This window comes from Streptomyces sp. NPDC001868 (assembly GCF_040297125.1).
In the GTDB taxonomy this organism is placed as follows: Bacteria; Actinomycetota; Actinomycetes; order Streptomycetales; family Streptomycetaceae; genus Streptomyces.
Window position 1 is genome coordinate 1 of record NZ_JBEOYO010000074.1, and the last position, 13,868, is coordinate 13,868.

The 13,868-nt window shown below is 71.5% G+C and carries 17 protein-coding genes; 13 read left to right on the forward strand and 4 right to left on the reverse strand.

The genetic code is table 11. The features are described 5' to 3' along the window. Positions 1–143: 143 nt before the first annotated feature. Positions 144–1,109, reverse strand: a complete 966-nt coding sequence (locus tag ABT147_RS42895) for an LLM class F420-dependent oxidoreductase (protein WP_351417009.1) — start codon at positions 1,107–1,109, stop codon at positions 144–146. A 178-nt stretch (positions 1,110–1,287) separates the two neighbouring features. On the opposite strand from ABT147_RS42895, the gene ABT147_RS42900 reads away from it, so the two are divergent. The 13 genes from ABT147_RS42900 (at position 1,288) to ABT147_RS42960 (ending at position 10,971) form a co-directional block, all read left to right on the forward strand. Then, positions 1,288–2,691, forward strand: a complete 1,404-nt coding sequence (locus ABT147_RS42900) for an NAD(P)/FAD-dependent oxidoreductase (RefSeq protein ID WP_351417011.1) — start codon at positions 1,288–1,290, stop codon at positions 2,689–2,691. Beyond that, entirely contained in the window at positions 2,688–4,535 is a 1,848-nt protein-coding gene (locus ABT147_RS42905; RefSeq protein ID WP_351417014.1) for a transketolase, read from the forward strand. Before ABT147_RS42900 ends, ABT147_RS42905 begins: the two co-directional genes overlap by 4 nt. A gap of 54 nt (positions 4,536–4,589) precedes the next feature. Next, on the forward strand, positions 4,590–5,540 hold the full coding sequence (gene ligD / locus ABT147_RS42910; protein WP_351417017.1) for a non-homologous end-joining DNA ligase: 951 nt from the start codon (positions 4,590–4,592) through the stop codon (positions 5,538–5,540). 52 nt (positions 5,541–5,592) lie between these two features. After that, the gene (locus ABT147_RS42915) at positions 5,593–6,030 is read left to right on the forward strand and encodes a gas vesicle protein GvpO (RefSeq protein ID WP_351417095.1); all 438 of its coding nucleotides are present in this window, start codon (positions 5,593–5,595) and stop codon (positions 6,028–6,030) included. A 126-nt stretch (positions 6,031–6,156) separates the two neighbouring features. Then, entirely contained in the window at positions 6,157–6,582 is a 426-nt protein-coding gene (locus tag ABT147_RS42920) for a gas vesicle structural protein GvpA (protein ID WP_351417021.1), read from the forward strand. Beyond that, positions 6,579–7,328 carry a GvpL/GvpF family gas vesicle protein gene (locus tag ABT147_RS42925; protein ID WP_351417023.1) on the forward strand — a complete coding sequence of 250 codons (750 nt, stop codon included), beginning with the start codon at positions 6,579–6,581 and terminating at the stop codon, positions 7,326–7,328. Before ABT147_RS42920 ends, ABT147_RS42925 begins: the two co-directional genes overlap by 4 nt. 56 nt (positions 7,329–7,384) lie before the next feature. Continuing rightward, positions 7,385–7,648, forward strand: a complete 264-nt coding sequence (locus ABT147_RS42930; RefSeq protein ID WP_351417026.1) for a gas vesicle protein GvpG — start codon at positions 7,385–7,387, stop codon at positions 7,646–7,648. Further along, complete coding sequence (locus ABT147_RS42935; protein ID WP_351417028.1) at positions 7,645–8,211, forward strand: DNA primase; 567 nt, start codon at positions 7,645–7,647, stop codon at positions 8,209–8,211. Before ABT147_RS42930 ends, ABT147_RS42935 begins: the two co-directional genes overlap by 4 nt. Then, positions 8,204–9,391, forward strand: coding sequence for an SRPBCC family protein (locus ABT147_RS42940; protein WP_351417031.1), 1,188 nt, complete (start codon positions 8,204–8,206; stop codon positions 9,389–9,391). Before ABT147_RS42935 ends, ABT147_RS42940 begins: the two co-directional genes overlap by 8 nt. After that, on the forward strand, positions 9,388–9,753 hold the full coding sequence (locus tag ABT147_RS42945) for a gas vesicle protein (RefSeq protein ID WP_351417033.1): 366 nt from the start codon (positions 9,388–9,390) through the stop codon (positions 9,751–9,753). The genes ABT147_RS42940 and ABT147_RS42945 overlap by 4 nt, the downstream gene beginning before the upstream one ends. Next, entirely contained in the window at positions 9,750–10,508 is a 759-nt protein-coding gene (locus ABT147_RS42950) for a GvpL/GvpF family gas vesicle protein (protein WP_351417036.1), read from the forward strand. Before ABT147_RS42945 ends, ABT147_RS42950 begins: the two co-directional genes overlap by 4 nt. Then, entirely contained in the window at positions 10,505–10,693 is a 189-nt protein-coding gene (locus ABT147_RS42955; protein WP_033529791.1) for a gas vesicle protein, read from the forward strand. Before ABT147_RS42950 ends, ABT147_RS42955 begins: the two co-directional genes overlap by 4 nt. Then, positions 10,690–10,971 (forward strand): gas vesicle protein K, encoded by a 282-nt coding sequence (locus ABT147_RS42960; RefSeq protein ID WP_351417038.1) that lies wholly within the window; start codon positions 10,690–10,692, stop codon positions 10,969–10,971. Before ABT147_RS42955 ends, ABT147_RS42960 begins: the two co-directional genes overlap by 4 nt. 2 nt (positions 10,972–10,973) lie before the next feature. Here ABT147_RS42960 and ABT147_RS42965 read toward each other — a convergent pair whose 3' ends face one another. From ABT147_RS42965 to ABT147_RS42975, 3 genes are all read right to left on the reverse strand, one after another. Next, positions 10,974–11,144: a hydrophobic protein gene (locus tag ABT147_RS42965; protein WP_351417041.1), complete on the reverse strand. Its 171-nt coding sequence runs from the start codon at positions 11,142–11,144 to the stop codon at positions 10,974–10,976. 53 nt (positions 11,145–11,197) lie between these two features. After that, positions 11,198–12,025, reverse strand: coding sequence for a class I SAM-dependent methyltransferase (locus tag ABT147_RS42970; protein WP_351417043.1), 828 nt, complete (start codon positions 12,023–12,025; stop codon positions 11,198–11,200). Positions 12,026–12,232: 207 nt separating this feature from the next. Next, positions 12,233–13,726, reverse strand: a complete 1,494-nt coding sequence (locus ABT147_RS42975; protein WP_351417046.1) for a bifunctional phosphatase PAP2/diacylglycerol kinase family protein — start codon at positions 13,724–13,726, stop codon at positions 12,233–12,235. Positions 13,727–13,868: the final 142 nt, after the last annotated feature.

Here is a 13,868-nt window from a genome sequence, read left to right on the forward strand (position 1 = left end):
GGCCGCGACGCCATGAGCGTCGCGGCCCCACTCCATGCCCATCTGGACGGTGGGCGTGCACTCGGCCCAGATGATGGGGAGAGGGAACACCATCTGGGCCGAGAACTCCGGGGGTTGTGCTCCGGGGATCGCGCGGGGCGGTGTCAGCGCGGGCCGCGCTGGAGTTGCGGCAGCACCTTCGAGCGGTAGAAGTCGAAGAAGCCGCGCTGGTCGGGGCCGATCTGGCTGACGTAGACGCGGTCGAAGCCGGCGTCGGCGAAGGCGGTCAGCTCGGCGACGTGCTCGTCGACGTCGTCGCCGCAGACCGTGTTCTCGGCGACCATCCGCTCGGTGACCAGCGGCTCCAACTGCTCGAAGTGGCTGGGCGTCGGCAGGATCTGGGCCATCTCGCCGGGCAGCAACTGGCTCGACCAGAGGCGGCGGACGAGTCGGACGGCCGCGTCCCGGTCGGGGCCCCAGCACACCTTCGTACCGCCGCTGACGGGATTCGCGCCACCGCCGCCCTTGCGGTACTGCGTCACCAGCTCCTCGTCGGGGCTCATGGTGATGAAGCCGTCGCCGACGCGGGCGGCGAGCCCGGTGGCCTTGGGCCCGAAACCGGAGATGTCGATGGGAACGGGCTCGTCGGGGACCGTGTAGAGGCGGGCGTTCTCCACCGTGTAGTGGGGGCCGTGATGGGTGACCTCCTCGCCGGTGAACAGACGCCGCATCACCTGGACCGACTCCTCCAGCATCTCCAGACGGGTGTCCGCCGGGGGCCAACGGGTGCCGAGGACATGCTCGTTGAGCGCCTCGCCCGAGCCGATGCCGAGCCGGAAGCGGCCACCGGTCATCACCGAGCTGGTCGCCGCCGCCTGCGCCACGACCGCCGGGTGGATCCGGACGGTCGGGCAGGTCACCGCCGTCTCGATGGGCAGCGACACCGCCTCGGAGAGCGCGCCGATCACCGACCACACGAACGGGCTTTGGCCCTGGGCGTCGTTCCACGGGTGGAAGTGGTCGGAGATCCACAGACAGTCGAATCCGGCCTGCTCGGCCATCCTCGCCTGCTCGACAAGATCCGCGGGACCGAACTCCTCGGTCGCCAGGAAGTAGCCGTACTCGGGCATGGGGGTACCTCCGCGCGCTGTGCGATCGGTCGGGCCGGGTCGCGGTCCGGGTACCCGCAGGCCACAGTGGAAACCCGTGGACCTTCGGGTGCCCGGGTCGGTTTGGGCGCCCTGACCAGGGGGACGCGGAAGGCTCGTACGTTCACCGACCGTATGCGCGACCCGCCGGAGGCGAACCGTGAGTCGACCTCGCATCGTGATCGTCGGTGCCGGCTTCGCCGGCTACCGGACGGCCCGCACCCTAGCGCGGCTGACCCGGGACAAGGCCGACATCACCCTGCTCAACCCGACCGACTACTTCCTGTATCTGCCCCTGCTGCCCCAGGTCGCCGCCGGCATCCTGGAACCACGCCGGGTGACCGTCTCCCTCACCGGCACCCTGCGCCATGTCCGCCTGGTGCTCGGGGAGGCCGACGACATCGACCTCGACGCGCGCACCGTGCGCTACTCGGACCCCGAGGGCGGCGTCGGCACGCTCACCTACGACCGGCTCGTGCTCGCCGCCGGGAGCGTCAACAAACTGCTGCCCATCCCGGGCGTCGCCGAGCACGCCCACGGCTTCCGGGGGCTGCCCGAGGCGCTGTACCTCAGGGACCACGTGACGCGGCAGGTGGAGCTCGCCGCCGGCAGCGAGGACTCCAAGAACTGCGACGCGCGGTGCACCTTCGTGGTCGTCGGCGCCGGGTACACCGGCACCGAGGTCGCCGCCCAGGGCCAGATGTTCACCGACGCGCTGGTACGGAAACAGCCGTTGCGGGACGGCGTACGCCCGCGCTGGATCCTGCTCGACATCGCGAAACGGGTGCTGCCCGAGATGGACGAGAAGCTGTCGCGGACCGCCGACAAGGTGCTGCGGCAGCGCGGTGTCGACGTGCGGATGGGGACCTCCGTGAAGGAGGCCACGTCCACCGGAGTGCTGCTGAGCGACGGGGAGTTCGTCGACACGCGCACGCTGGTGTGGTGTGTGGGCGTACGGCCCGATCCGCTCGCCGAGTCGCTGGGGCTGCCGATGGAACGCGGCCGGCTGCTCGTCGAGCCCACGCTCCATGTGCCCGGCCGGCCCGAGGTGTTCGCCTGCGGGGACGCCGCCGCCGTACCCGATCTGACCAAGCCCGGCGCGTACACCCCGATGACCGCGCAGCACGCCTGGCGGCAGGGCAAGGTGGCCGCGTACAACGTCGCCGCGTCCCTCGGGCGCGGCGAACCCAAGCCCTACCGCCACAGCGACCTGGGCTTCGTCGTGGACCTCGGCGGTGTCAAGGCCGCCGCCAACCCCCTCGGCATCCCGCTGTCCGGCATCGCCGCCGGCGCCGTCACCCGCGGCTACCACCTCGCCGCCATGCCCGGCAACCGCGTCCGTGTCGCCGCCGACTGGCTGCTCGACGCCGTACTGCCCCGCCAGGGCGTCCAGTTGGGCCTGGTGCGGTCGTGGTCGGTGCCCCTGGACACGGCGTCACCGGAGCTGGCCAGGATGCCGGGCGCCGACGCGCGACCGCCGTCGGCGGAGGCACCGTCCCAGCCGGAGAGCCCGGCCCCCGCCCACGCGCACAAGCCCGCACAGGGTTCGGAAGGAGAGTCATGAACAGCCGTCAACTCACGGAGCTGGCACAGCAGTTGCGGGTGGACAGCGTACGTTCCTCGGGGGCTGCGGGCTCCGGGCATCCGACGTCGTCCATGTCGGCCGCCGAGCTGATGGCGGTGCTGCTCGCCAACCATCTGCGGTACGACTTCGAACGCCCCCAACACCCCGGCAACGACCGCTTCGTGCTCTCCAAGGGGCACGCCTCGCCCCTGCTGTACTCCGCCTACAAGGCGGCCGGCGCCATCAGCGAGACCGAGCTCATGACCTTCCGGAAACTGGGCAGCCGGCTCGAAGGGCACCCCACGCCCCGGCGGCTGCCGTGGGTCGAGACGGCCACCGGCTCGCTCGGCCAGGGCCTGCCCGTAGGCGTCGGCATCGCGCTGGCCGGGAAGCGGCTGGACCGCACCGGCTACCGGGTGTGGGTGCTGTGCGGCGACAGCGAACTCGCCGAGGGCTCGGTGTGGGAGGCCGCCGAACACGCCGCGTACGAGCACCTCGACAATCTCACCGCGATCGTGGACGTCAACCGGCTCGGCCAGCGCGGACCCACCCGCCACGGGCACGATCTGGACGCCTACGCCCGCCGCTTCGCGGCCTTCGGCTGGCACACCATCGAGATCGACGGCCATGACGTGGACGCCGTCGAACGCGCCTACGGCGAGGCCGAGTCCACCAAGGGCCAGCCCACCGTGATCCTCGCCCGCACCCTCAAGGGCAAGGGCGTCGAGGCCGTCCAGGACCGTGAGGGCCTGCACGGCAAGCCGCTCAAGGACGCCGACGACGCGATCGCGGAACTCGGCGGCGTTCGCGACCTCCGCGTCGAGGTCCACCAGCCGCCCGCCGCCCGGATGCTGCACGCCGTACGGACCGGGCACCTGGAGCTGCCGCGCTTCGAGGTCGGCGACGAGGTCGCGACCCGAGACGCCTACGGGCAGGCGCTGGCCGCGCTCGGCAGCGCACGCGGTGACGTCGTCGCCCTGGACGGCGAGGTCGGCGACTCCACGCGCTCCGAGTTCTTCGCCAAGGAGCACCCCGACCGCTACTTCGAGTGCTATATCGCCGAACAGCAGCTGGTGGCCGCCTCGGTGGGCCTCGCGGCACGCGGCTGGGTGCCGTACGCCGCCACGTTCGCGGCGTTTTTCACCCGCGCCCACGATTTCATCCGCATGGCGTCGATCAGCGGGTCCGGCATCAATCTCGTCGGCTCCCACGCGGGCTCCGCCATCGGCCAGGACGGGCCCTCGCAGATGGGCCTGGAGGATCTGGCGATGATGCGCTCGGTGCACGGCTCGACCGTGCTGTACCCGTGCGACGCCAACCAGACCGCCAAGCTCGTCGGCACCATGGCCGGCCTCGAAGGCGTCCGCTATCTGCGCACCTCCAGGGGCGGCACGCCCGTCCTCTACAGCCCCACCGAGGAGTTCCCGGTCGGCGGCAGCAAGGTGCTGCGCGCTTCGGACACCGACCGGCTCACCGTCGTCGCGGCCGGGGTCACCGTCCACGAGGCACTCAAGGCCGCCGAGGCGCTGGACGCCGAGGGCATCCAGGTCCGGGTGATCGACCTCTACTCAGTCAAGCCCGTCGACCGCCGCACCCTGCGCGAGGCCGCCGAACGCACCGGCTGCATCCTCACCGTCGAGGACCACCACGAGGAGGGCGGCCTCGGCGACGCGGTCCTCGACGCCTTCCTCGACGGTCGCCCTGTGCCCCGGCTGGTGCGCCTCGCCGTCCGTACGATGCCGGGCTCGGCCTCCCCCGAGGAGCAGCTGCGTGAGGCGGGCATCGACGCGGAGGCGATCGCGGTGGCCGGACGGCTGCTGGTGGAGAACGCGATCACGCCCTGAACGGTCCACACACGGATGCGCCCTGAACGGCCCGCGCGCGGAAGGGAGTCGGACATGGGGGACAGCCAGTCGCTGCGGGTCGGCGGCCGCACCGTCGAGATCCACCGCCCCGACAAGGTGCTGTTCCCCGCCGACGGAAACGGCGACGGAGGCGAAGAAGAGAACGGCGGCGGCAAGGAGTACACCAAGGGCGACCTCGTCGCCTACTACCGTGCCGTCGCCCCCTTCATGCTGCCCCATCTGCGCGGGCGCCCGCTGATGCTGGAACGGCACCCCGACGGGCTCGACGGGCCCATGTTCATGCAGAAGAACACCCCCGGGCACTATCCGGACTGGATCGAACGCGTCGAGGTGCCCAAGGAGGGCGGCACGGTCGTCCACCCGGTGTGCGAGGACGCGGCCACCCTCGTCTACCTCGCCGACCAGGCCTGCCTCACCCTGCACCGCTGGCTCTCCCGCACCGGTGGCATCGACCGCCCCGACCGGCTGGTCTTCGACCTCGACCCGGCCGTGGACGACTTCGCGCAGGTCAGGGACGCGGCCGGGCACGTACGGGCGCTGCTGGACGAGCTGGGGCTGCCGTCCGTGCCGATGACCACCGGCTCCAAGGGCGTCCATGTCGTCGTCCCGGTGAACGGGCACGACGACTTCGACGCGGTGCGCTCCTTCGCGAAGGAGGTCGCCGACGAACTCGTCCGCGCCCACCCCGAGCGGCTCACCACCGAGGCCCGCAAGAAGGACCGGGGCGACCGGCTCTACCTCGATGTGCAGCGCAACGCCTACGCCCAGACCGCCGTCGCCCCTTACACCGTACGGGCCCGCCCCGGCGCGCCCGTGGCCACGCCCCTGACCTGGGAACAGCTCGCCGACCCGGCCGTCGACGCCCGCCACTGGACCCTGGCGGACGCCGTCGAACAGGCCCGCACCAATCCCTGGGCGGGGGCGATGGGCCGGGGGCGCGCCCTGGGGCCGGCAGGGCGGAGGCTCGCGGCGCTGCGCGGCTGAGCCCAAAAGGTTTGGCCAACGGACGCGGGGCCACTCGGTGTTCGAGGTGGCCATGTCGAACACATCCAACACATCAAAACCACAGGGTTCACGTAAAGCGCAAGAACCGGACGAAGCGAAAGAAACGGAAGATGCGGGGGAGGTGCGCGAGACGCAGGAGAAAACACGGGAATCGAACGGCGAGCGCGCGTCCTCCGGGGACACACGGCCGGCCGCGGCGGACGACCGGCCCGGCCCCATGGAGGTGCTGCGCCGTGCGCGGACCCAGTTCGCCGAGCTGACCGGCATGGCGCCCGAGTCCGTGTCGTCGTTCGAGCAGAGCGAGACCGGCTGGACGCTGGAGGTCGAGGTCCTGGAGATCGCCAGGGTCCCCGACACGATGAGCCTGCTCGCGAGCTACCGGGTGGAACTCGACCCCATGGGTGAGCTGACCGGTTACCGGCGCGTCCGCCGCTACGAGCGCGGGAGGGCCGACCCGCACCGCCGCTAGGCCGTCGTCCCGCGCGGGCCTCCACGGACAAGACCCACGGCCCCCGGGCCCACGGACAGGACCCATGGACAAGATCCACGAGCAAGATCCACAGACAGGATCCACAGACAAGGAGGATCGGTCGGTATGACCGTAGTCCCGGCACAGCAGTCCGGCGGCGGAGGCGGCAGCAGCGGCCTGTACGACGTCCTGGAACTCATCCTCGACAGGGGGCTCGTCATCGACGCATTCATACGAGTCTCCCTCGTCGGCATCGAGATCCTGAAGATCGACGTCCGCGTCGTCATCGCCAGCGTGGACACCTATCTGCGCTTCGCCGAGGCGTGCAACCGGCTCGACCTGGAGGCCGGGCCGCGCAAGAGCCCCGGCCTGCCGGACCTCGTCGGTGAGATCACCGAGTCCGGCGCGCGCGGCAAGTCCAAGGGGGCGCTGTCCGGCGCCGCCGAGACGATCTCCGACGCCTTCAAGCAGTCCCGCGAGGAGAGCGAGACCGCATCGCGGCCCCGCGCCCGTAAGACCACGAGCTCGCGCAAGAGGGAGGACCAGGAGTGAGCACGTACGTCTACGGCATCACCTCCGGCGCCCACCCCGCCCTCCCCGAGGGCCTGGGCGGGGTGGGCGACCCCCCGCGCCCGGTGCGCATCCTCAAGGAGGGCGAACTGGCGGCGATCGTCAGTGAGGCTCCGGAGGGGCTGCGTCCCAAGCGCAAGGACCTGCTCGCCCACCAGAACGTCCTGAACGAGGTGGGCGCGGTCGGCTCGCTGCTGCCGATGCGGTTCGGCAGCGTGGCCCCGGACGACGCGTCCGTCACCGCGGTGCTCGCCGAACGGGCGAAGCACTACGCGGAACGGCTCGGCGCCCTCGACGGCAAGGTCGAGTACAACGTCAAGGCCAGCCACGACGAAGAGGCCGTGCTGCACCGCGTGATGGGCGAGAACCCCGAGCTGCGTGCCATGACCGAGGCCAACCGGCAGGCGGGCGGCGGCACTTACGAGGACCGGCTGCGGCTCGGCGAGCTGGTCGTCGCCGCCGTGCAGGTCCGGGAGACCGAGGACGCGGCGGAGCTGCGGCGGGCGCTGGAGCCGGCCGCGGCCGCCACCAGCGCGGGCCCCGACTCCACCGGCTGGCTGGCCAATCTGTCGTTCCTCGTGGACCGGGAGTCGGCCGCGGTGTTCCTCGACGCGGTGGAGGAGGTGCGCAAGAGCCATCCGCACATCGAGGTGCGGGTGAACGGGCCGCTGCCGCCGTACAGCTTCGTCGAACCGGGGCCCGCGCAGCCCGCTGAAACCACGCACTGACAGCGCGTTCCGCACGGTGTGCGGGTACGGCGCTCCGAGCCGAGGGAGGCCAGTACATGGGACTGATCACAGAGGTGCTGCTGCTGCCGTTCGCACCGGTGCGCGGCAGCCTCTGGGCCGTGCGTCAAGTGGTCACCGAGGCCGAGCGCCAGTACTACGACCCGGCGGCCGTCCGCGCCGAACTCGCCCGCCTCGAGCAGCGGCTCGACGCGGGCGAGATCGACGAGGCGGAGTTCGACCGCCTGGAGGACGAGCTCCTGGACCGGCTGGAGATCGGCGCACGGAGAAGCACAGGAACCGGGAACGGGACGACACAATGAATCGACTGGGACTGGGCCTCGCGGTAGGGGCCGGATACGTCCTCGGACGTACCAAGAAGATGAAACTCGCGTTCGCCGTCGGCACCATGGTGGCCGGCAAACGGATGCAACTGAACCCACGGGCGCTCGCGGAGCTGGTGTCACAGCAACTGCAGAACAACCCGCAGTTCAAGGAGATCGGCGACCAGCTCCGCGGGGACCTGCGCGGTGTCGGCAAGGCGGCCACCGGGGCACTGGTCGAGCGGCGGATCGAGGGGCTCGCCGACCGGCTGCACGGACGGACCTCCCAGGTCCGCGACCAGCTCGCCGGGGTGGCACCGGACGATTCGGCCTCTCCGGCGTCCGACGACGAGCCGGAGCGACCGCGCGAAGAGGACGACGAGCCGGAGCGACCGCGCGAACGGGCGGCGAAGAAGCCCGCGGCCAAGAAGACGGCCGCCAAGAAGACGGTCGCGAAGAAGACGGCCGCGAAGAAGACCGCTCCCGGCAGGGCTCCGGCCAAGAAGACCGCCCGCAGGGCCACGAGGTCGCGGACGGCGAAGGGAGGCGGCGACGATGACTGAGACCCTCGGCGCGGCGACCGGCCGCGCGACGGACACGGCGAAGGACACGGCCAAGAGCAGTCCGCTCACCGACCTGGCCCACAGCGAGGCCGTCGACCATCTCAAGGCGGAGGTCCAGGAGTATCTGGCCGCCCAGGCCCAGCGGCTCCTGGTCGGCGCCGGCCGCAAGCTCGGCGAGACGACCGGCAAGCTCAACGACATCGCCGAGGGCAACAGCCCCGGCTTCGCCAAACTCGCCCTCGAAGGCGGCCGCAAGCTCGCCGAGGGCAAGGGGCCGCTGCGCACCGCCCTGGAGGTGGGCGCGGGCCGGGCCAAGGACAACGTGGTCGGCGCGTTCAAGAACCTCGTCGGCGGCAAGGGCAAACGCAAGGGCGGCTCGGGCAGCAAGCCCACGGTGATCATGGAGTCCATCGACGTCGGGGTGCCGGTGCGCACCGCGTACGACCAGTGGACCCAGTTCCAGAGCTTCAGCACCTTCGCGAAGGGCGTGAAGAGCGCCAACCAGGCCGACGACACCCACTCGGACTGGCAGCTGAAGGTCTTCTGGTCCAGCCGCAGCTGGAAGGCGCACACGACCGAGCAGGTGCCCGACGAGCGGATCACCTGGACCTCGGAGGGCGCCAAGGGCACCACGAAGGGCGTCGTCTCCTTCCACTCCCTCGCGGACGACCTGACCCGGGTCCTGCTGGTCATCGAGTACTACCCGAAGGGCCTCTTCGAGAAGACCGGCAACATCTGGCGCGCCCAGGGCCGCCGGGCCCGGCTCGACCTCAAGAACTTCGCCCGCTTCATCACCCTCAAGGGCGAGGCCGAGGACGGCTGGCGCGGCGAGATCCGCGACGGCGAGGTCGTCGTCAGCCACGAGGACGCTCTCGCCGAGGAGGAGGAGCGCGAGGAGGCCGAGGCCGAGTACACGGACGAGGAGCCGGAGCCGGACGAGGAGCCCCGCGACTCCGACGAGGCCGACGACACGTACGAGGCCGAGGACGGCGACGCGGCCGACGAGGCCGAGGAGTACGTCGACGAGGACGCCGAGGACGCCGAGGACGCGGAGGAGGTCCCGGAGGACGAGTACGAGGACGTTCCCGAGGCCGAGGACGACGCCGGGCAGGACATCGAGGAGGAACCGTACGAGGATGAGGACGAGGAACCGGCCACTGCGGGCGGGAGCCGTCGATGACCTTCCCCAGCCGAGTCCCCGAGCCGTACGGCCAGGGCGGGAGCGCCAATCTGGCCGACATCCTGGAGCGGGTACTCGACAAGGGCCTGGTGATCGCGGGCGACATCCGCATCAACCTGCTCGACATCGAACTGCTCACCATCAAGCTGCGCCTCATCGTCTGCTCCGTCGACAAAGCGAAGGAGATGGGGATCGACTGGTGGGAGACCGACCCGGCGCTGTCGTCCAACGCCCGCCGCGACGAACTCTCCCGTGAGAACGCCGAGTTGCGTGCCCGGCTCGCGGAGCTGGACGACGGCGCGGACCGGCGTGAGCCGGAGCCGGCCATCGGGCGCGGCGGCGCCAGAGAGGAGCCCTCATGACCGGACTGCGTTATGTGTACGCCGTCTGCCGCCCCTTCGACGCGGCGCTCCAGTCCCAGCTCAAGGGGGTCGCGGGGGCGCCGCCCCGGCAGTTGCGCCACCACGATCTGATCGCCGTGGTCAGCGAGGTGCCGGAGCGCGACTTCGCGGAGCAGCCGCTCCGCGCCCATCTGGAGGACCTGGACTGGCTGACGGAGACCGCCCGCGCCCACCAGAGCGTGATCGACGCCCTCACGGTCGTCACCACGCCCCTGCCGCTCCGGCTCGCCACCGTGTTCCGCGACGACAGCGGCGTACGGGTGATGCTGGAGGCCCGTGAGGAGGGCTTCCTGCGGACCCTGGAGCGGCTGGCGGGCCGGGTGGAGTGGGGCGTCAAGGTGTACGCGGAGCCCGAGGAGCAGGAGCCGCCGCAGGCGCCCGCGAAGGTGGCCAGCGGACGGGACTATCTGCGGCAGCGGCGCCGGAGCCACCAGGCCCACGAGGAAGTGTGGGAGAAAGCCGACCGGTTCGCCCGGCGGCTGCACGGCACCCTCTCGGAATTCGCCGAGGACACCCGGCTGCACGCCCCGCAGAATTCGGCGCTCTCCGGTGTTCCCGGCCTCAATGTGCTGAACGCGGCCTACCTGGTGTCACGCGCCCATTCCGAGGAGTTCGTGGAACTGGTGGACCGCACGAAGGGGGAGGAACCGGGATTGCGAGTGGAACTCACCGGACCGTGGGCGGCCTATTCCTTCAGCGGGGAGGACGGCTCGTGACCGTGATCGAACGCCGTGAGGTGGCCCTGGTCGATCTCCTGGACCGGCTCCTCGCCGGCGGGGTCGTCATCACCGGCGACCTCACCCTGCGCATCGCGGACGTCGACCTCGTCCGTATCGACCTGAACGCGCTGATCAGCTCCGTGAACGCGCAGGTCCCGTCACCCTGGGGAGGCATCGAGTGACCGGCCGCAACCGCCTCGAACTGGAGCCCGACACAGTCGAAAAGGACCTGGTCAAACTGGTCCTGACCGTCGTCGAACTGCTCCGGCAGCTCATGGAGCGGCAGGCGCTGCGCCGCTTCGACACCGGAGACCTCTCGGAGGACCAGGAGGAGCGCATCGGGCTCACGCTGATGCTCCTCGACGACCGGATGGCCGAGCTGCGCGACCGCTACGGACTGCGGCCCGAGGACCTCAATCTGGACCTCGGGCCGCTCGGACCGTTGCTACCGCGGGAGTGAATTCACCACCTGTACCAGCGGCCCCTTCCTCCGGAGGCGGACGTGCCGCGCACCAGGAATCCGAGGAGCCACAGAACCAGAACAGCCAGTGCGATGTACCAGAGAATCTTCACCGCGAATCCGGCACCGAAGAGGATCAGCACCAGAAGCAGTACCAGCAGGATGGGAACCATTATGCGAACCTCCTGATGGTTCGGGTTTCCAGAATGCGCGCTTTCAGGCCGCCTTACGGCGTAGAATTCTTGCGGCAGAGGATTTCTCCGTGCAGTACGGCGAACCAGCCGTCCTCCTGGCGCCCCCATTCCCGCCAGGCCGCCTCGATCGCCCGGAGCCGCTCGACCGTCGCGTGGCCGCCCGCCGTCGCCCGTTCGGCGTACGCGGAGGCGACCGTCCGGTCCGCCCACAGTCCGCTCCACCAGGCCCGCTCGTCGGCCGTGGTGTAGGTCCAGGTGGCGGAGGTGGCCGTGATGTCGGTGAGCCCGGCGCGCAGCGCCCAGGACTTCAGCCGGCGCCCCGCGTCGGGCTCGCCGCCGTTGGCGCGGGCCACCCGGCGGTACAGGTCCAGCCAGTCGTCCATGCCCGGGGACCCGGGGTACCAGGTCATCGCCGCGTAGTCGGAGTCCCGGACGGCGATCAGACCGCCCGGCCTGGTCACCCGGCGCATCTCGCGCAGCGCCCGCACCGGGTCGCCGACGTGCTGGAGCACCTGGTGCGCGTGGACCACGCAGAAGGTGTCGTCCGGATAGTCCAGCGCGTGGACGTCCGCGACCGCGAAGTCCACGTTCTCCAGGCCGCGTTCGGCGGCCGTGGCGCGGGCCCGGTCCAGGATGCCGGGCGCGTGGTCGACGCCGGTGACATGCCCCCGGGGGACCAGGGCGGCCAGGTCCGCGGTGATCGTGCCCGGACCGCAGCCGATGTCCAGGACCTTCATGTGGGGCTGCAGCGAACCGAGCAGATAGGCCGCCGAGTTGGCGGCCGTCCGCCAGGTGTGCGAGCGCAGTACCGACTCATGGTGTCCGTGCGTGTAGACGGCGGTCTCCCGTGCCTTCGACATGGCCGTTCCCCTTCCACGAGGTCCGTGAGGTCCGCGAGGTGCGCGAGGTGCGCGAGTTCGTGCTCGAACCGTACGCCCTCGTGCCGAATGATGAGACCGCCGTCTTGAATTGTGGACCACCTGGCCACGTGGTCACCTGACCACCTGACCACCTGGCCGCCCGAACACCTGGACATGTTCGAGCGGCCTGGACCGCCGGGCGGTGGGTCAGTGGTAGGGCACGGGCCGGTAGACCGTCAGCGCCTCGGGAATCTTCCGGAGCGTCAGATCCCCTTCCGCCTCGGTGACTTCGCCGTCGTACGCGAGGAGGGTGCCCGGCGCGATGCCGTCCACATGGAGCCGGCGTACGCGGACCGCCGCGTGCGCCGGGGTCCGGGTCAGCGGGCCGGCGACGGCCGCGGCCAGCAGCCGTAGGGCCGGGCGGCGGCCGCCGTGCACGACACGGACGTCCAGCAGTCCGTCGGCCAGGTCGAAACGGCGGACCGGGGCGAGGCCCATGCGGTGGTACGTGCCGTTGCCGGCGAAGAGCAGCCAGATAGGGCGCGGCCTGCCCTCGAAGGTGGCCTGGAGCGGATGGCGGTCGGAGCGCAGGACCCGCAGGGCCGCGATCACGCCCGCCGGCCAGCCGCCGATCAGCCGCTCCCAGCGCTCGCGCTCCCGCACCAGCTCCGGGTAGACGCCCAGGCTGAACGTGTTGAGGAAGTGGCCCTCCGTGTCACCGGTCGCGAAGTGCCCGAGGTCCACCCGGACGGCCTCGCCCTGGCGCACGGCACGGCCCACGTCGCGTACGTCCTCCACACCGAGGTCGTGCGCGAAGTGGTTGAGGGTGCCGCCGGGGAGTACGGCGAGGGGGAGGCCGTGGCGCAGGGCCACCTCGGCGGCGGCGTTCACCGTGCCGTCGCCGCCGCACACGCCGAGGACGCGCGCGTGGGTGGCGGCCTTCTCCAACTCGGCCCTGATGTCCTCCGGTTCGCACTCCACGGTCTCGGCGGCGGGCAGCACGTCCCGCAGGGCGCGCACCCGGTCCGACGTGCCCGAGGCCCGGTTGGCGACGACGACCAGGCCGTCCCCGTCCGGCAGCGCGGGCGCGTCCACGTACGGGCGGCCGGGCGGTGGGAGCTGGTCGCGGGTCGGCACCATGCCCCGTACGGCGTAGGCGGCGCCCACGCCCAGGGCGGCGCCCACCAGGACGTCGCTCGGGAAGTGCGCGCCCGTGTACACCCGGGACAGTGCCACGGCGGTCGCCAGGGGGGCCACCGCGGCGCCCCAGCCGCGTGACTCCAGGGCGACGCCGGCCGCGAAGGCGGCGGCGGACGCGGAGTGGCCCGACGGGAAGGAGGTGGTGATCGGCTGCCGCTTCAGGCGGCGGCTCAGCGGGACGTTGTCCAGGACCGGGCGGGGGCGGCGGATGGAGCGCTTGCCGACGGTGTTGATCGTCGCCGAGGCGAGGGCGAGTGAGGCGACGCCCCGGACGGCTGCCCTGCGGGCCCTCGGACTCCGGGTCGCCGCGATCGCCGCCGCCGTGGCGAACCACAGCACGCCGTGGTTCGCGGCGCGGCTCAGCTTGGGCAGGAGGGGGTGCGCGCCCGGCCAGTCGCGGGTCGCCACCGCGTTGAACAGGCGGCTGTCCGCGGCGAGGAAGCGGTCCCTGAGGATGTGGTGGCCCGGGGGGCGGACGGTGAGGTCGACGTCTGGGGTCATGTGTCCACGGGTACCCCATGGGAGCGGAAGCGTGTCGGGCGGGGTGGGGTTGGCCGACCTTGCCTTGCCTTGCCTTGCCGCCTTGCCTTGCCTGGGCTGGGCTGGGCCGAGCTGGGCTGGGCGCCCGGTGGCTTCGGCCGGG

What these genes read in the sequence shown, in the direction of transcription:
- ABT147_RS42930 (WP_351417026.1), top strand. Translation starts at nt 7,385, where the DNA reads ATGGGACTGATCACAGAGGTGCTGCTGCTGCCGTTCGCACCGGTGCGC.
- ABT147_RS42975 (WP_351417046.1), bottom strand. Translation starts at nt 13,726, where the DNA reads ATGACCCCAGACGTCGACCTCACCGTCCGCCCCCCGGGCCACCACATC.
- ABT147_RS42895 (WP_351417009.1), bottom strand. Translation starts at nt 1,109, where the DNA reads ATGCCCGAGTACGGCTACTTCCTGGCGACCGAGGAGTTCGGTCCCGCG.
- ABT147_RS42915 (WP_351417095.1), top strand. Translation starts at nt 5,593, where the DNA reads ATGTCGAACACATCCAACACATCAAAACCACAGGGTTCACGTAAAGCG.
- ABT147_RS42965 (WP_351417041.1), bottom strand. Translation starts at nt 11,144, where the DNA reads ATGGTTCCCATCCTGCTGGTACTGCTTCTGGTGCTGATCCTCTTCGGT.
- ABT147_RS42940 (WP_351417031.1), top strand. Translation starts at nt 8,204, where the DNA reads ATGACTGAGACCCTCGGCGCGGCGACCGGCCGCGCGACGGACACGGCG.
- ABT147_RS42920 (WP_351417021.1), top strand. Translation starts at nt 6,157, where the DNA reads ATGACCGTAGTCCCGGCACAGCAGTCCGGCGGCGGAGGCGGCAGCAGC.
- ABT147_RS42945 (WP_351417033.1), top strand. Translation starts at nt 9,388, where the DNA reads ATGACCTTCCCCAGCCGAGTCCCCGAGCCGTACGGCCAGGGCGGGAGC.
- ABT147_RS42935 (WP_351417028.1), top strand. Translation starts at nt 7,645, where the DNA reads ATGAATCGACTGGGACTGGGCCTCGCGGTAGGGGCCGGATACGTCCTC.
- ligD (WP_351417017.1), top strand. Translation starts at nt 4,590, where the DNA reads ATGGGGGACAGCCAGTCGCTGCGGGTCGGCGGCCGCACCGTCGAGATC.
- ABT147_RS42970 (WP_351417043.1), bottom strand. Translation starts at nt 12,025, where the DNA reads ATGTCGAAGGCACGGGAGACCGCCGTCTACACGCACGGACACCATGAG.
- ABT147_RS42905 (WP_351417014.1), top strand. Translation starts at nt 2,688, where the DNA reads ATGAACAGCCGTCAACTCACGGAGCTGGCACAGCAGTTGCGGGTGGAC.
- ABT147_RS42950 (WP_351417036.1), top strand. Translation starts at nt 9,750, where the DNA reads ATGACCGGACTGCGTTATGTGTACGCCGTCTGCCGCCCCTTCGACGCG.